This is a genomic window from Streptomyces ferrugineus, from assembly GCF_015160855.1.
Taxonomy (GTDB): domain Bacteria; phylum Actinomycetota; class Actinomycetes; order Streptomycetales; family Streptomycetaceae; genus Streptomyces; species Streptomyces ferrugineus.
This window is the reverse complement of sequence record NZ_CP063373.1, coordinates 696,741-712,235: the sequence shown is the minus strand read 5'-3', so window position 1 is coordinate 712,235 and position 15,495 is coordinate 696,741. Positions and strand designations below refer to the sequence as shown.

Annotated in this window: 14 protein-coding genes; 8 read left to right on the top strand and 6 right to left on the bottom strand. The window is 72.6% G+C overall.

Annotated elements, in window-relative coordinates; all coding sequences use genetic code 11:
• Positions 1 to 48 precede the first annotated feature (48 nt).
• Together IM697_RS03410 and IM697_RS03405 are read left to right on the top strand one after the other, a co-directional pair.
• Positions 49 to 624, top strand: coding sequence for a TerD family protein (locus IM697_RS03410; protein ID WP_194044535.1), 576 nt, complete (start codon positions 49 to 51; stop codon positions 622 to 624).
• Positions 625 to 707: 83 nt separating this feature from the next.
• Positions 708 to 1,229: a GNAT family N-acetyltransferase gene (locus tag IM697_RS03405; RefSeq protein ID WP_194044534.1), complete on the top strand. Its 522-nt coding sequence runs from the start codon at positions 708 to 710 to the stop codon at positions 1,227 to 1,229.
• A gap of 8 nt (positions 1,230 to 1,237) precedes the next feature.
• Here the strand turns inward: IM697_RS03405 and IM697_RS03400 are convergent, their stop codons facing one another.
• A complete protein-coding gene (locus IM697_RS03400; protein WP_194044533.1) occupies positions 1,238 to 2,641 on the bottom strand; it encodes a M1 family metallopeptidase in 1,404 nt (467 codons plus the stop codon).
• Between the two features lie 41 nt (positions 2,642 to 2,682).
• On the opposite strand from IM697_RS03400, the gene IM697_RS03395 reads away from it, so the two are divergent.
• Positions 2,683 to 3,183, top strand: a complete 501-nt coding sequence (locus IM697_RS03395) for a hypothetical protein (protein ID WP_194044532.1) — start codon at positions 2,683 to 2,685, stop codon at positions 3,181 to 3,183.
• Between the two features lie 24 nt (positions 3,184 to 3,207).
• Here the strand turns inward: IM697_RS03395 and IM697_RS03390 are convergent, their stop codons facing one another.
• Positions 3,208 to 3,903 carry a pentapeptide repeat-containing protein gene (locus tag IM697_RS03390; protein WP_194044531.1) on the bottom strand — a complete coding sequence of 232 codons (696 nt, stop codon included), beginning with the start codon at positions 3,901 to 3,903 and terminating at the stop codon, positions 3,208 to 3,210.
• A 151-nt stretch (positions 3,904 to 4,054) separates the two neighbouring features.
• Here IM697_RS03390 and IM697_RS03385 point away from each other — a divergent pair, with 151 nt between their 5' ends.
• Genes IM697_RS03385 through IM697_RS03375 form a run of 3 tightly spaced genes read left to right on the top strand, consistent with a single transcriptional unit; the run spans position 4,055 to position 7,826 of the window.
• Entirely contained in the window at positions 4,055 to 5,260 is a 1,206-nt protein-coding gene (locus IM697_RS03385) for an NAD(P)-binding protein (protein ID WP_194044530.1), read from the top strand.
• Positions 5,261 to 5,313: 53 nt separating this feature from the next.
• The gene (locus IM697_RS03380; RefSeq protein WP_194044528.1) at positions 5,314 to 6,294 is read left to right on the top strand and encodes a zinc-binding dehydrogenase; all 981 of its coding nucleotides are present in this window, start codon (positions 5,314 to 5,316) and stop codon (positions 6,292 to 6,294) included.
• Positions 6,291 to 7,826 (top strand): MFS transporter, encoded by a 1,536-nt coding sequence (locus IM697_RS03375; protein ID WP_194044526.1) that lies wholly within the window; start codon positions 6,291 to 6,293, stop codon positions 7,824 to 7,826. The genes IM697_RS03380 and IM697_RS03375 overlap by 4 nt, the downstream gene beginning before the upstream one ends.
• 54 nt (positions 7,827 to 7,880) lie before the next feature.
• Here the strand turns inward: IM697_RS03375 and IM697_RS03370 are convergent, their stop codons facing one another.
• Positions 7,881 to 10,490 carry a glycosyl hydrolase gene (locus IM697_RS03370; RefSeq protein ID WP_194044524.1) on the bottom strand — a complete coding sequence of 870 codons (2,610 nt, stop codon included), beginning with the start codon at positions 10,488 to 10,490 and terminating at the stop codon, positions 7,881 to 7,883.
• A gap of 134 nt (positions 10,491 to 10,624) precedes the next feature.
• Here IM697_RS03370 and IM697_RS03365 point away from each other — a divergent pair, with 134 nt between their 5' ends.
• Together IM697_RS03365 and IM697_RS03360 are read left to right on the top strand one after the other, a co-directional pair.
• Positions 10,625 to 11,530, top strand: a complete 906-nt coding sequence (locus IM697_RS03365) for an aminoglycoside phosphotransferase family protein (protein ID WP_194044522.1) — start codon at positions 10,625 to 10,627, stop codon at positions 11,528 to 11,530.
• Between the two features lie 45 nt (positions 11,531 to 11,575).
• A complete protein-coding gene (locus tag IM697_RS03360) occupies positions 11,576 to 12,664 on the top strand; it encodes a DUF4037 domain-containing protein (RefSeq protein ID WP_228044479.1) in 1,089 nt (362 codons plus the stop codon).
• On the opposite strand, the gene IM697_RS03355 is transcribed toward IM697_RS03360, so the two are convergent.
• Genes IM697_RS03355 through IM697_RS03345 form a run of 3 tightly spaced genes read right to left on the bottom strand, consistent with a single transcriptional unit; the run spans position 12,661 to position 15,471 of the window.
• Positions 12,661 to 13,944, bottom strand: a complete 1,284-nt coding sequence (locus tag IM697_RS03355; RefSeq protein WP_194044520.1) for a wax ester/triacylglycerol synthase domain-containing protein — start codon at positions 13,942 to 13,944, stop codon at positions 12,661 to 12,663. The two genes, IM697_RS03360 and IM697_RS03355, sit on opposite strands and share 4 nt — an antisense overlap.
• A 31-nt stretch (positions 13,945 to 13,975) precedes the next feature.
• Positions 13,976 to 15,184: a beta-ketoacyl-[acyl-carrier-protein] synthase family protein gene (locus tag IM697_RS03350; protein ID WP_194044518.1), complete on the bottom strand. Its 1,209-nt coding sequence runs from the start codon at positions 15,182 to 15,184 to the stop codon at positions 13,976 to 13,978.
• Complete coding sequence (locus tag IM697_RS03345; RefSeq protein WP_194044516.1) at positions 15,181 to 15,471, bottom strand: phosphopantetheine-binding protein; 291 nt, start codon at positions 15,469 to 15,471, stop codon at positions 15,181 to 15,183. Before IM697_RS03345 ends, IM697_RS03350 begins: the two co-directional genes overlap by 4 nt.
• Between the last annotated feature and the right edge of the window lie 24 nt (positions 15,472 to 15,495).

The following is a 15,495-nucleotide window of genomic DNA, read 5'->3' as shown; positions in this document are numbered from 1 at the left end:
CCGTATGTCGTACCGCCGTATGCAAACGAGGGAAAGGACTCCCGAACCATGGCTGTAAGCCTGTCCAAGGGTGGCAACGTCTCGCTCACCAAGGAGGCTCCGGGCCTGACCGCCGTCACCGTGGGCCTCGGCTGGGACGTCCGCACCACCACCGGCACGGACTTCGACCTCGACGCCTCCGCGATCGCGGTCAACACCCAGGGCAAGGTCTACTCGGACGCCCACTTCGTGTTCTTCAACAACAAGCAGACGCCGGACAGCACCATCGTCCACACCGGTGACAACCGCACCGGTGAGGGCGCGGGCGACGACGAGGCGATCAACGTCAACCTCGCCGGCCTCCCGGCCGACGTCGACAAGATCGTCTTCCCGGTCTCGATCTACGACGCGGAGAACCGCTCGCAGAACTTCGGCCAGGTCCGCAACGCCTACATCCGCATCGTCAACCAGGCGGGCGGCACCGAGATCGCCCGCTACGACCTCTCCGAGGACGCGGCGACGGAGACGGCCATGGTCTTCGGCGAGCTGTACCGCAACGGCGCCGAGTGGAAGTTCCGCGCGGTGGGCCAGGGCTACGCCTCGGGCCTGGTGGGCATCGCCCAGGACTTCGGCGTCAACGTCTGATCATCGACGACGCCCTGTCTCGCCTGGACCCCCGGCTCCGGCCGGGGGTCCAGGCGTCGGTGCCCCTTCGATAGGTTGCCCGAATGATCCTCGACCCCCTCCCCCTCACCCCCGACCACGACATCCCCGCCCCGGTCCTCACCGAACTCACCGCCCTCTACGCCTCCAACCGCGACTTCCACGCGCTCAGCGGCGACTTCCCGGACCCGGACGACATCCGCCCCGAGCAGGTGGCCGCCGCGCTGGCCGACGAGTTGCTGGTGCCGGGGGCTGAGGTGCTGCTCGCCCGCAGTGAGGGGCGGCTCGTCGGGATCGTGATCACCTTGGCCAGCCATCCGGACCCGGTCGACCCGGACCCCTGGATCGGGCTTTTGATGGTGGACGCGGCGGCGCACCGCAAGGGGTACGGCAGGCAGCTCGCGGCTGCCGTGGAGGACCGATTCCGCGCGGCCGGCCGGGCCGCCGCCGTACGCCTTGCCGTCCTCGACAACAACCCGGGCGCCCTCGACTTCTGGACCGCCCTCGGCTACGAGACCATCGGCTACGGCAGGGACCGCCAGTTCGACCGCCCCTGCACGGTGCTGCGCAAGGAACTGGCCGTCTGACCGGGTTCCTACGGCTGCTCGGGCTTTCCGTCGCCGTACAGCCAGTCCTCCCAGACGGCCGTGAAGTCCTCGTCGGGGGCCTTCTTCTCCACGTACCGCGTGAAGTCGTCGGTGTCCGCGTTGCCGTGGCGGTGGGCGGCGGCCCAGCCCTGGACGATGTCGTAGAAGGTGTCGTCGCCGACGGTCTGGCGGATCTTGTGGAGGACCATCGCGCCACGCTCGTAGACGGGCGGGTCGGAGATGTGCGCGGCGCTGGTGGGCCTGGCGGGCGGGAAGGACCAGATGTCCTTGTGGTCCTTCCCGCCGTGGTCGTAGAAGGCGTCGAAGGTCTCCTGGGCGCTGTCGCCGCCGTCGTCCTCCTCCCACAGCCACTCCGCGTACGTCGCGAAGCTCTCGTTCAGCCACATGTCGCGCCAGCTCTTCGGCGTCACGGAGTTGCCGAACCACTGGTGCGCGAGCTCGTGGACGAGGAGCTCGGTGCCGGGGGCGCCGGGGAAGACCGGACGGTTCTGGGTCTCCAGCGCGTAGTCGGAGTCGTCGGTGTCGGAGATGATCGCGCCGGTGGAGGAGAAGGGGTACGGGCCGAAGTTGTACTGCAGCCACTCCATGACCTCGGGGAGCCGGGCGAGCGCCTTGCGGGCGGGGGTGGCCTGGGCGGGGGTCACGGCGGTGTAGACGGGCAGTTCGGCGCCGTTCGCGCCGGTGACCGTGGAGCGGGTGATGTCGTAGTCGCCGATCGCCAGCGTGGCCACGTAGCTGGCCATGGGCTCCGCCGTGCGCCAGTGGAACGTGGTACGGCCGCCGCTGGTGCTCCGGTCCGCCAACTCGCCGTTGGAGACGGCCTCCAGCCCCTCCGGCACGGTCACCGAGACGTCGTACGACGCCTTGTCCGAGGGGTGGTGGTTGCCGGGGAACCACGCCATGGACCCGGTCGGCTCGCCGAGGGCGAGCGCGCCGGCGGCGCCCGGGAGCCAGCCCTCCTCGGAGCCGTCGGGGTCGGTGAGGGTCTGCGGGGTGCCGGAGTAGCGGACGGTGGTGCGGAAGGTCTCGCCCTCGTCGAGGTCGTCGTGGGGACGGATCACCAGCTCCTGGCCATTGCGGCTCCATCGGGCGCGCTCGCCCTCCACCGAGACTTCCCCGACGTCCATTCCCTTCAGGTCGAGGTCGAAGGCGGAGAGGTCCTTGCCGGCGCGCGCGGTGATCTCGGCGGTGCCGGTGAGGTGCTCTTCGTCGGGGTCGTAGGCGAGGTCGAGGGTGTAGTGGGTGACGTCGTAGCCGCCGTTGCCCGCCTTGGTGAAGTACGGGTCGCGCACACCGGAGCCGCCGGGGGTGCCCTGGACTCCGCCGCTGCACGCGGTCAGGACGAGCAGGGCGGAGGTGACGGTCAGGGCAACGGGCGCGAAACGGGACACGCCGATGATCCTATGAGGTCGGCCGTGACACCATCGCCTACGTGCTCGACATCGGCTACGCCCTCTCCAACCGCTTCCCGGATCCCCCGCAGACGGACTACCGCCGCGCGGACGTCCGCACGCTGCGCCACGACCTGTTCTGCGGGGACGTCTACCTCGCCGACACCAAGGCGGACCGGGAACTGTCCACAGCCTGGGGATGGGTGCCGGTGCTCGACTTCGCCTGGGCCCTGTGCGACATCGTCGAGCGGCTGGACCGGGACCCGGCCGGCTCCCGCGCCTCCCGGCCCCAGCGGGCGGAGCTGGACTTCACCGAGTCCACCGACCGCATGCTCTTCGAGCGCCGCTTCGGCTGGGTGGACATCGAGGCGGACTGGATGCCGGCGGAGGAGGCCCCGCTGACCTTCTCGCACGCCGAACTGCGCCGCGAGGCCCGCGACTTCCTGCACGATCTGCTCGCCGATCTGATCGACCTGCACGAGGACCTGGGCGAGAACCCGGCGGTCTGGACGCTCCAGGCCCGGTTTCCACGGGTGGGCTGAACGCGCGGGAGCGCCGGTCGGCCGTCATCCCTCCACCCGGATCCCCAGCTGTGCCGCCAGCACCGGTGCCAGATCCAGGAGTTGGGACGTACTGAGCACCGCCCCGGCCAGCCGGTCCACACCCCGCGCGATCTCCAGCTCCACCGCCCCGCGCAGATCCACGTCCGCCAGGCCGGCCCCGGTGAGGTCCACCCCCTTCACCGCGCAGTCCACGAACTCCACCCGCTCGAGGCGGGCACCCCCGAAGTCCGGCTCGACCAGGACGCAGCCCTCGAAGACGACGTCTCTGAGCTTGGCCTTGCGCATGTTCAGGTAGTCGATCTTGCCGCCCCGGATCACCACCCGCTCCAGCACGGCCCCGTGCAGCTGCACCCCGCCCAGCCGCGCGTCGACCAGCTCCACATCGCGCAGCGTCGCCTCGGCGAGGTCGGTGCCGACGCCCCGGGGCGCCGTGAGGACCGAGTCGAGGATCCGGGCGTGATGAAGCCGCGTCTCGTCCAGGACGCAGCCCTTCAGCGCGCAGTCCATGAAGCGGGCGCCCCCGCCGTCGTGCCCGGTGAGGTCCTCCTCGGCGAACTCCAGGCCGTCGTAGTCCCCGTCCGGCTCCAACTCCCCGTCCCGGAACGGCTCCAGCGCCGGCAGCCGCACCTCGGGCCGCCGCGCCCCCTGCACACCGCCCCGCCCCGCACCGCCGCGCCGGCCCATCGCTCTCCTCGCCATGTCCCCATGCTGCACCCCGCCACTGACAATCCGCCTGACCTGCGACGATCCGTGCGGATCACTGCCGATGTCACATTCTGGGTACCCCGGACCGTCGTACTCACAGAGGACGCAAGAAAGGCGACCCCGAGCACGAGGGAGACCCCCAGTCATGCACCGCATCACCGTCGTCGGCGGCGGCTTCGCCGGACTCACCGCGGCCATCACCGCCGCCGAGGCGGGCGCCAAGGTCACCGTGTACGAAGCCCACCACACCCTGGGCGGGCGGGCGCGGACCGCCGAGGGGCCGTACCGGACCAACGAGGGACCGCACGCCCTGTACAGCGGCGGCCCGCACTGGGCCTGGCTCAGGCAGCGCGACCTCATCGGACCGCTCGCGCCGATCCCGCCCCTGGAGGCCGCCCGGCTGCGGCTGCGGCACCGTGGCGTACTGCGCCGCACCCCGCCGTTCGCCATGCTCAAGCTGCTGCGGCCGGCCCTGCCGCAGGCGCCCGTCGACGTCGACTTCATGACGTGGGCGACCGGCATCGCCGGTGAGGAGGGCGCCCGTGCCGCCGCGCACTACTCCGCCGTCGCCCTGTTCCACCACGACCCCGGCGCGCTGTCCGCCGCGTTCGTGCGGGAGCGGCTGCGGCGGGCCACCAGGCTGCCGCCGGAGGCGCACTATCCGCGGGGCGGATGGGCGACCATGATCGACCGGATGGCGGCCCGGGCCTGGAACCTCGGGGTCCGGATGGAGACCCTGTCCCGCGTCGACGAGCTCCCGACCGACACGCCCGTCATCGTCGCCACCTCCCTCGACTCCGCCCGCCGTCTGCTGAGGGACGACTCCCTGACCTGGACGAGCGGACGTACCGCACTGATCGATCTCGCGGTGCGCACCCGGCGCGGGGACGCCTTCGTCGTCGCCGACCTCGACGAGACCGGGTGGATCGAGCGGTTCACCGCCCAGGACCGGTCGCTCGCCCCGGCCGGTGAGCAGCTCCTCCAGGGCCAGTTCCCCCTCGCCCCGCACGAGTCCCGGGCCGACGGCGTCGCCCGCGCCGAGCGGCTTCTCGACCTCGGCTTCCCCGGCTGGCGCGAGCGCGTCACCTGGCGGAGCGAGGCCGTCGCCAACGGCCGTACCGGCGCCGTCGACCTGCCCGGCACCAGCTGGCGGGACCGCCCCGCGGTCGATCGCGGCGACGGGGTCTATCTGGCGGGCGATCAGGTCGCGGCCCCCGGCGTGCTGTCCGAGGTGTCGTTCAACAGCGCGCTCACGGCGGTGTCCCTGGCCCTCGGCAGGAACGCCCTTGGCAGGAACGCCCACGGCCGGTCCGCCCTCGACTGGTCCGCCCTTGACCTCAAGCAAGCTTGAGGTTGGAGGGTTGGCGTTCTGACAGCACCCGAGTCCACACCGATGGGGGACCCATGCACGCCATCCGCCTGCACACCTTCGGCCCGGCCGAGAACCTCACCTACGAGGAGGTCGACGCCCCGGCTCCGGGCCCCGGCCAGGTCCGCATCGCCGTGCGGGCGGCCGGCGTCCACCTCCTGGACACCGCCCTGCGCGAGGGCGTCCAGGGCCCGGCACCCGAGCCGCCGACGCTGCCCACGATCCCCGGCCGCGAGGTCGCCGGAGTCGTCGAGTCCCTCGGCGAGGGCGTCGCGGCGCTCTGGCTCGGCAAGCGTGTCGTGGCCCACCTCGGCTTCGCGCCGGGCGGCTACGCCGAACTCGCCGTCACCGATGTCGACCGCGTCCACGAGATCCCGGCGAACCTCGACTTCGCCGAGGCCGTCGCCATGATCGGCACGGGCCGTACGGCGATGGGGATCGTGCAGTTCGCCGAGCTCGGCCCGGCCGCGGTGGCCCTGATCCCGGCGGCCGCGGGCGGCATCGGCACGCTGCTGGTGCAGTACGCGAAGAACGCCGGCGCCGTCGTCGTCGGGCTGGCCGGAGGGCCCGAGAAGGCCGCGCGTGTGCGGGAGAACGGCGCCGATCTCGCCGTCGACTACGCGGACCCGGCGTGGCCCGGGAAGGTGCGCGCGTTTCTCGGCGGCCGGCCGGCCACCGTCGTGTTCGACGGCGTGGGCGGCGACGTCGCCCGCGAGTGCGTCGCCCTGCTCGCGCCGGGCGGCAGGCACCTCGTCTTCGGCTGGTCCGGCCAGGGCCTGCGCGACGGCGGGCCCCACCTCGTCGACGGCGTCTCCGAGAACGTCCTCGGCCCCGCGATGATGCGAAAGGCCGGCGGCCCCAACCCCCTACAGACCCTCGAACTGCGCGCCCTCGCCGAGGCCGCCGCGGGCCGCCTGACCCCTGCCGTGCACCGCTTCCCGCTCGCGGAGGCGGCGGCCGCCCACCGTGCCCTTCAGACGCGCGCGACCGCCGGAAAGGTGGTGCTGGAGCCATGACCAGCCAAGACCCCCGGCCCGACCGCATACCGCGCCCGACCGTCACCCGACCGGGGGAAACCGCCCGGGATGCCGACCCCCGCCGCTGGTGGGGTCTGGTGGTCATCGCGCTCGCGCAGCTCATGGTCGTCCTCGACGCGACCATCGTGAACATCGCGCTGCCGTCCGCCCAGAACGACCTCGGCATGAGCGACGGCAACCGCCAGTGGGTGATCACCGCCTACACCCTGGCGTTCGGCGGACTGCTCCTGCTGGGCGGCCGGATCGCCGACCTGGTGGGCCGTAAACGCACCTTCGTCATCGGCCTCGTCGGCTTCGCCGCCGCCTCCGCGCTGGGCGGTGCCGCCACCACGGCCGGCATGCTCTTCGGCGCCCGTGCCCTGCAGGGCGTCTTCGCCGCCGTACTGGCCCCGTCGGCCCTGTCGTTGCTGACGACGACCTTCACCGACCCCAAGGAGCGCGGCAAGGCCTTCGGCATCTACGGCGCCCTGGCTGGCAGCGGCAGCGCGATCGGGTTCATCGTCGGCGGCCTGCTCACGGAGTACCTGGACTGGCGCTGGTGCCTGTACGTCAACGTGCCGATCGCGGTGATCGCGGTCATCGGCGCCCTGGCCCTGCTGCACGACAGCCCCGGCCACGCGGGCGCCCGCCTGGACGTGCCCGGCGTGCTGCTGGGCTGCGGCGGCCTGGTCGCCATCGTGTACGGATTCGCCGAGGCGGAGCCGCGCGGCTGGACCGACCCGATGGTCCTCACCCTGTTCGCGGTGGGGGTCGTCCTGCTCACGGCCTTCGTCTGGTGGCAGAAGCGGGCCCCGGTGCCCCTGCTGCCGCTGCACATCATCAAGGACCGCAACCGCGCCGGCTGCTTCCTGACCATGGCGCTGGCCGTGATCGGAATGTTCGGTCTCTTCCTGTTCATGACCTACTACCTCCAGGTCATCCTCGACTACTCGCCGGTGATGACCGGGCTGGCCTTCCTCCCCCTGACCGCCGCGATCATCACGGGCTCCACCCAGATCGCCGCCCGGCTCCTGGACCATGTCGCACCCCGTCTGCTCATGGGCCCCGGCGCCCTGCTGGCGGCGATCGGCATGATCCTGCTGACCCGGCTGACGGTGCACTCGTCGTACGCCGCCGACATCCTGCCCGCCCTGATCCTCATGGGCCTCGGCATGGGCCTGATCTTCATGCCGGTGTTCGCCACGGCGACGGCGGGCGTGGCCCCGCGGGACTCCGGAGTGACCTCGGCGACGATCAACACCTCGCAGCAGGTCGGCGGCTCCATCGGCACGGCCCTGCTGAACACCCTCGCCACCACCAGCAGTGCCGCCTACATCACCGCCCACCTCACCGACCCGGCCCAGCGGGACCTGATCGTCAGGGAGGGCGTGGTGCACGGCTACACGGTCGCCATCTGGTGGGCCGCCGCCATCATGCTCGTGGCCGGCCTGGTCGCGGCCCTGATGGTGACGACGAAACCCCCGAAGCACGGCGCCGCACAGGAGACGCCGGTGCCGGAGAAGGTGGCCTGAACAGACCGAGGGGAGGGGCCCACCGGACCGCGGGCCCCTCCCCTCCGGCTCACGTCACCGCAGCCGTCGTACGTCGATGGACCAGATCCCGCGCCCGTGCGTGGCCGCGTACAGCCGCCCGTCCGGACCCGTCTTGAGCTGGAGCACCGCCGTGGTCGGCAGGTTGGCGCCGGCCACCTTCCAGCCGGACGACTTCGGCGTGCGGACCAGCACCCCGAGGTCCGTGCCCAGGGCGATCGTGCCGTTCTTCAGCAGGACCACCGAGTTGGCGGGCACATCCGGCAGGTTGCCGGAGATGTCCGTCCAGGTCGCGCCGCCGTCCCTGGTCTCGAAGAGGTGGCCGACGCCCGCGCCGGGGCCCTCCGTCCACTTGCGGGAGAAGCCGTTGACGGCGAGCAGGACGTGGTCGGAGTCCGCCGGGTCGACGGCGAGGCCGGACAGATAGCGGTTGGGGACCTTGCTGTCGACCGGCAGGTTCAGCTCGTGCCAGCCGGTGCCGTCGGCGTTGCCGACCGCGACGCCCCGGGCGAAGCCCTGGTTGTTGCAGGGGCCGCACCAGGCCGCGTACACCTTGCCGCCGGAGGAGGCGACCGCCGTGGCGGTGCGGCCCTCACCGAGGTCGAAGGCGTTGAACCACTCGCTGCCGCTGCGGATCCCGTAGCCCTTGGTGTTGACCCACACGTGCCGGCCGCCGGCGACCCAGGTGTTCTTGTCCTTGATGTCGGCGCTCAGCGGCGCGATGAAGCGCGCCTCGGAGGTCTCGTTGTCGGGCGGCGCGACCGAGTACGACGTGGCCTTGGACGGGTCGTCGACCCAGCCGCCGTCGTTCACCCCGCAGTTCTGCGTGACGGACACCGACAGGTAGACGTACTCCTCGGCGATGTTGCACCCGTTGTCCGGGTCGGTGATCGTGTCGCCGCCGTCACCGCCGAAGTTGGAGCCCATCACCCGGTCGCCGGGCCGCAGCATCGACTGGCCGTTGTCCTGGAGCCCGCCGGTGACCGCGATGCCGCGCTTGGCGGGATCCGTGCCGACGCCCACCGAGTAGTACTGCAGGGCGTCCATCGTGCCGTCGTTCAGGGACGTCCAGTCGGTGGCGTGGCCGTCGGCGTTCGCGCTGCCGTCGACCGGACGCCGGTAGACGCCGCCGTCGTTGCCGACGAGGACGTAGGGCTTGCCGTAGTAGCTGCCGATCGCCACCGCGTGCTGGTCGGGGTGCGTGGTCTGCGGGCAGTCGCCGGACTGCTTCGCCGGGTCGATGGACCAGCAGTCGAAGCCGAAGTTCCAGTACGGGCCGGGGACGGACCAGCTCCTGCCGCCGTCCTTGGTCTCGAAGACCTCCTCCAGACCGGCGTACACATGGTCGGGGTTCTTCGGATCGACCGTGAGGAACTGGTTGTACCAGGCCTGGATGCCGGGCTGGTATCCCTCGCCGGTGAGCGCCGAGCCGGAGTCGCGCAGCTGCTTGTAGTCGGCGATCTGTGTCCACTTGCCGGTCGGCGAGCCCGACTTGGAGACGTAGATGCCCGCCAGGCCGCTGTCCGGGTTTCCGGCCATCTGCTGCGGCGACTGGTCGATGGCGTAGTACCGCGACCCGTCCGCGCTGCGCGCGAAGCTGACGTTGCCGACGTCCTCCGCGTCGGTCGGCAGCTCACCGAGGTCGGTCAGCCGCTCCCAGCCACCGCCGCGGCCCTTGGCGTAGAAGCCGTTGTAGGTGTCCCCGCTGCGCCAGCCGATGGCGAGGACGACCTTGTCCGGGTCCCTGGGGTCGATGGCGACGTCGCTCGCGATGTTCTTGTACGCGGCGTTCGCGTCGTCGTCCTTGGGGCCGCCCGGCAGATAGTCCGGGTTGGGCGCGAACTCCAGCTTCCAGGGGCCCTTGAGCGTCCTGGTGCTGTGGCTCCACACGCCCCGGGTGGTCGCCGCCCACACCTTGTCGCCGGCGAAGCGGAGCGCGTTGATGGACGTCGACTCCAGCTCGTCGCCGCCGACCCGGTCACGCCGGCTGAACTTGCCGTACCGCGGGTCCTTCAGGACGTAGACGCCGGTGCCGAGGAAGGCGGTCGCGCTGGTGTTGGCCTCGCCGGTGGCGTACCAGAGGCGGCCGCGCGGGTCGAGCTGGAGGTCGCCGGTGGACAGGGCGGGCAGCTGGTCGGAGATGTTCGTCCAGTGGCCGCCGCCGGTCCGGGACCGGAAGACGCCGCCGTTGGCCGAGCCCGCGTACACGGTGCCGCGGTCGTCGGCCGCCATGCCGGTCACCCGTCCGGTCACCTTGCCCGCGCCGCCGCTGGAGTTGGAGTTGACGTCCCGGTAGCGGGGGTCGTCGGCGTCGTACGGCAACCGGGTGTCGTTGCGCCAACCCCCCTTGGTGTTGGGCAGGTCGAGCATCTCGCCGAACGCCGCCCCGAACGCGCCCGGCGCCACGACGCCGCTCGGCGCGGTGCGGGCCTGGGCGTACTCCTCGGCCCGCGCGGCGATGTGCTCGTTCTCCTCGCCGCCGTCCCCGGGCTCCTCCTCCCCCGGCCCTTCCTCGCTGAGAACCCGGACGCCGAACGGGTCGGGTTCGTCCGGTGCCGCCTGGGCCTGGGTGACCATCAGCCCGAGTGCGGCGGAGGTGGCGAGCACCGCCCATACGCGTCTCGCTCGCCGACCACTGACTGCCATGAAGGACCTCCCCTGCGAACGCATGGTGCACATGACACTTGCTGTGAAGCAGCTTTGTGCAAAGGGCAGTTGCGAGAGGAGATGAAAATGGCAATCACTAAGCAAAGCTTCGTCTACTCACTAGGCTCACCCAGGTGATCGACCTTCCGGACGAACTCATCGCCCAACACGTGCGGTACGACGGGGAGGCGGGCCGGGCCTACGTCGCCTCGCTCGCGGAGCGCGCCGCGCGCTTCCTGGAGCACTGGGGACTGCGGCCGGACGGTCAGACGATGTACGGCCGCTGCGCACTGGTGCTGCCCGTGCTGGACGCCGACGGGACCCGGGCCGTGCTCAAGCTCCAGGACGTCGACGAGGAGACCGTGGGCGAGCCGGTCGCGCTGCGGGTGTGGCGGGGCAAGGGCGCCGTCCGGCTGCTGAGGTCCGACGACGCGACCGGCACGCTGCTCCTGGAGCGGCTCGACCCGGACCGGCCCCTGGACGATCTGCCGGACTCCCGCGAGGCCACCCTGGTCGTCGCCCGCCTGCTGGCCCACCTCACCGCCACCCCGGCCCCGGCCGGGCTGCGCCGCCTCGGCGACATCGCCGAGGACATGCTGGAGCAGACCCCCGCGGCCCTGGAACTCCTCCCGGACCCGGCCACCCGCCGCCTCGTCGCCGACTGCGCGGCGGCGGTGCGCGAGGTCGCCGCCGAGCCCGGCGACCGGCTGCTGCACTGGGACCTGCACTTCGAGAACGTCCTGGCCGCCGACCGCGCGCCCTGGCTCGCCATCGACCCCAAGCCCCTCGCGGGCGACCCCGGCTTCGACCTCTTCCCGGCGCTGTGGAACCGCTTCGAGCCGGACGAGGTGCGGTGGCGCTTCGACGCCATGACGGACGTCCTCGGCCTCGACCGGCACCGGGCGCGCGCCTGGACGCTGGGCCGCGTCCTGCAGAACTCCCTGTGGCAGCTCGAGGAGGACGACGCCCCGCTCGCGGCCCACCTGGAGATCGCGAGGCGCCTGAGGAACCCCGAATGTCCGCAACCCGCAACAGTGTGAATGCACTTCGCATGACCCCTCACCGAACGGGCACGGCTTCTGGGCATGAGCCCCACGAATATGCACCTCCCCCACACCCCCGCGTCCGACCCCGACTTCATCCCCGGCCTGGAACTCTCCCGCCGCTTCTACACCGACGCCGTACGCCCGTTGCTGGAGGAGGCCGCCCCCGGCGTCCCCCACTCCGCCGCCCGCATCGGCAGCGGCTCCGAGGTCCTCGGCTACGACACCCCGCGCTCGGCCGACCACGAGTGGGGCCCGCGCCTGCAGGTGTTCCTGCACCGCCACGACGTGCCCCGGCACGCGGCCCGCATCAGACACATATGCGCCGAGCACCTCCCGAAGACGTTCCTCGGCCACCCCACCCGCTTCGGCCCGCTCGAAGAGCCCCGCGTCGAAGTGACCGGCACCTCCGCCTGGTTCACCGACGCCCTCGGCTTCGACCCGGCCCAGGGCATCACGTCGGCCGACTGGCTGGCCACCCCCACCCAGCTGCTGGCGGAGGTCACCGCCGGCGCCGTCTTCCACGACGGGCTGCACACCCTCACCCCGTTACGCCGCGCGCTGGGCTGGTACCCCCATGACGTCTGGCTGTACGTCCTGGCCTGCCAGTGGCAGCGCATCGCGCGGGAGGAGGCCTTCGTGGGCCGCGCGGGCGAGGTCGGCGACGAGCTGGGCTCCGCCGTCGTCACCGCCCGCCTGGCCCGCGATCTGATGCGGCTCTGCCTGCTGATGGACCGCCGCTATCCGCCGTACGGCAAATGGCTCGGCAGCGCCTTTGCCCGCACCTCCTCCGCCCCCCGCCTGACCCCCGTCCTCACGGCCGCCCTCACCGCCGGGGACTGGCACACCCGCGAACGCCATCTCGCGCACGCCTACGAGATCGTCGCCCACCAGCACAACGACCTGCATCTGACCGACCGCGTCGCCCCCACCACGCGCCCGTACCACTCCCGCCCGTTCCGGGTCCTGCGCGCCGACCGCTTCACCGCCGCCCTGCTGGCCCGCGTCGGCGACCCGGTCCTGAAGGACCTGCCGCCCGTCGGCGCGGTGGACCAGTTCGTCGACAGCGCGGACGCGCTGACCCACCCGGAACTGGCCCGCGCCCTGAGCCACGACGTGCGAAAGCCCTAAGGCGTACGAAGTCCTTGAGCGGCCCGCGCGGCAGGCGCCCCGGCCGCCGCGACCGCCTCCAGCTCCCGCACCACGGCGGCACCGATCAACTCGGCGTCGCCCGCGCACAGATGGCTGACGACGGTGAGCGTGTAGGCGTCGGCGGTGTGCACCAGGCACAGGTTCGCCGTGCCCGGCGGGGAGAGCTGCGGAAGCGGGACGACCCTCGACAGGGGCCGGCCGTGCAAGTGGCTGGGGATGTCCCGCCACTTGAAGGCGGTGCACAGACTGGTCGTCAGCTCGGGACGCGCCAGCCGCCTGGCCATCACCCCGGCCAGCCACGGCACGGTGCGCGCGGCGCCCTGGAGCGCGGGAAGGATCGCGCGGTGCGCCTCGCAGCGCCGGTCGAACGCGGCGACCTGGTCCTGGCAGGCCCGCAGCCGGGCCACCGGCGAGTCGAGGTCGACGGGCAGCGGCACCCGCAGCGCGGTGACGCCGTTGCCGAGCTGCCGTGCGTCACCACGGCCGCGCAGGTCGACCGGCACCGTCGCGTACAGCGGGACCGGCCCCTTCGGCCACGACCGCAGGGGCCCGTGGCAGGCGCGCAGGGCACCGGCGTACGTGCTCAGCAGCAGTTCGTTGAGCGTCGCCCCGCGCCCGTCGGCCGGCTGGCGGCGGGCGGCACGCATCACCCGCGGGTCGATCCCGACCACCGCCACCGAGGGCCGCGCCCCGCCACCGGAGGACGGCGGAACGGGCTGCCCCTGGACCCCGATCCGCCGCAACTCCCGGCCCACGGCGCCGAGACGGACCGCCGGCCGCTGCCGGGCCACCGCCGCGGACGCCGCAGGACTCGGTGGTACGGCGTCGTCCATCAGCATCCGGAAGAGGGTCTCCAGGGACCTGCCGTCCAGCAGCGCGTGATGGGCGAGCAGCACCACCGCGTGTTCACCGGCCGGGGTCGGGCGCCGTGTCACCAGCAGCCGCCACAGGGGCCGCCCCGGCCGCAGCGCCCGGGTGACACCGCCGGCCAGCAGGGAGTCCACGTCCTCGTCGGTGCCGACGACGTGCACGGCGGGATCGAACGGCCGGGCGGCCGACCACCGGTGGCCGGACAGCGCCGACGGCCCGGCGGGGGGCACCGGCACCAGGCTCATCCGGTCGAGACCGCCCCAGCGCTCGGCGACCCGGGCCCGCACCCAGGCGGGCTCAAACGGTTCTCCGGGGAACACCGCGGCGATGCCGACCGTCCCCGGCAGCCCGTTGCGCAGATGCCCTTCCTCGATGGCCGTCAGCCTCATCCTCCACAGCCTCCCGTTCCCAGATCGCCGCTCAGACGTGCGGCGAGTCGAAGACGACACAGGCGTTGTGGCCTCCGAAGGCGAAGCTGTTGCTGATCACCGGCCCGTCCGGGATCTTGCGCGGCTCGCCGGTGACCATGTCCAGTTCGCACCGGGGGTCCAGCCGCGTCAGATGCGCGGTCGGCGGCGCGAGCCCCTCGCGCACCGACAGGACCGTGATCACGGCCTCCAGCGCTCCCGCCAGCCCCAGCCCGTGCCCGGTCACCGCCTTGGGGGCGGTCACGGGCACCGCCCGCGGTCCGAACAGGGCACTGATGGCGTGCGCTTCGGCGAGGTCGTTCAGCTCGGTGCCGGTGCCGTGCGCGTTGACGTGGGTGACGGCGTCGGCCGTCGTCCCGGCGTCGGCGAGCGCCAGCTCCATGCACGCCCGGGCCCCCGCCCCGTCGGGATGCGGTGCGGTGAGGTGGTGGGCGTCGGAGGTGCGCCCGTAGCCGGTGAGCGTGGCGTGGACACGGGCGCCGCGCGCGCGGGCGAGGTCCAGCCGCTCCAGCACCAGGAAGGCGGCCCCTTCGGCGAGGACGAATCCGCGCCGGGCGACGTCGAACGGCCGTGACGCGGACGCCGGATCCGCGCACTCGGTGACCATCGCCCCGGCCCGCCCGAAGGCCAGCGCGGTGGTGGGCGTCAACGGACTGTCGTGCCCGCCGACCACCACCGTGTCGGCACCGCCCGCCCGGATCATCTGCATGGCCTCCCCCACGGCGTGCGTCCCGGACGCGCACGCGGTGGAGATCGTCAGACTCGGCCCGGTGACCGCGTGCCGGGCGCTGATCCAGTACGCCCCGGCGTTGTGCATCAGCCGGGGCGCGTAGAGCACATCGGGACGTCCGATGCCGTTCTCCTGGCCGATCACCCCGCCGTAACCGGTGCCGGTGACCACGGCCCGCCGGCCGGGGGCGACGTGCAGCCCTCCGGCGTCCGCCACGGCGTCCGCGGCCGCGCACACGGCCAGCTGCACCGAACGGTCCGCCCGCCGCAGCTCCTTGGCCGTCAGATACCCGGCGGGGTCGAAGTCGGTGATCGGACACGCGGGGTACACGACGGTGCCCTCGTCGTCGAACGCGTGCAGCGAGGCCGCCGAGCGGCAGCCGACCAGGCTCTCCCACAGCGCCGCCGGAGTCGCCCCGGCCCCGCAGCGGACGCCGAGCCCCGTGACGGCGACGGCGTGCCGGCCGGTCATCGGGCGAGGGTGCTGTGGGCGTCGGGGGCGCCGGCGCGCAGCCGCACGATGAGGTCGGCGACATCACCCACGGTGGACACCCCGGTCTTGTCCCGCCCGCGCAGGGACACCCCGAACAACTCCTCGGAGGCCGCCTCCAGTTCGGTGATGTCCAGACTGTCGGCGCCCAGGTCGGCGACCAGCCGGGCCTGCGGCACGACCGCCTCCTGCGGCACCGACATCACCCGCGCGCACAGCGGGCGCAGCGCTTCCCATACGTCACCTGTGTCACGGCGTTCGGCTTCCATGCAACTGCCTCCATCTCCTGGTGC

Coding starts and splice junctions, on each gene's coding strand:
- IM697_RS03410 (WP_194044535.1), top strand. CDS start 49: ATGGCTGTAAGCCTGTCCAAGGGTGGCAACGTCTCGCTCACCAAGGAG.
- IM697_RS03405 (WP_194044534.1), top strand. CDS start 708: ATGATCCTCGACCCCCTCCCCCTCACCCCCGACCACGACATCCCCGCC.
- IM697_RS03390 (WP_194044531.1), bottom strand. CDS start 3,903: ATGGCGAGGAGAGCGATGGGCCGGCGCGGCGGTGCGGGGCGGGGCGGT.
- IM697_RS03385 (WP_194044530.1), top strand. CDS start 4,055: ATGCACCGCATCACCGTCGTCGGCGGCGGCTTCGCCGGACTCACCGCG.
- IM697_RS03380 (WP_194044528.1), top strand. CDS start 5,314: ATGCACGCCATCCGCCTGCACACCTTCGGCCCGGCCGAGAACCTCACC.
- IM697_RS03375 (WP_194044526.1), top strand. CDS start 6,291: ATGACCAGCCAAGACCCCCGGCCCGACCGCATACCGCGCCCGACCGTC.
- IM697_RS03370 (WP_194044524.1), bottom strand. CDS start 10,490: ATGGCAGTCAGTGGTCGGCGAGCGAGACGCGTATGGGCGGTGCTCGCC.
- IM697_RS03360 (WP_228044479.1), top strand. CDS start 11,576: ATGAGCCCCACGAATATGCACCTCCCCCACACCCCCGCGTCCGACCCC.
- IM697_RS03355 (WP_194044520.1), bottom strand. CDS start 13,944: ATGAGGCTGACGGCCATCGAGGAAGGGCATCTGCGCAACGGGCTGCCG.
- IM697_RS03350 (WP_194044518.1), bottom strand. CDS start 15,184: ATGACCGGCCGGCACGCCGTCGCCGTCACGGGGCTCGGCGTCCGCTGC.
- IM697_RS03345 (WP_194044516.1), bottom strand. CDS start 15,471: ATGGAAGCCGAACGCCGTGACACAGGTGACGTATGGGAAGCGCTGCGC.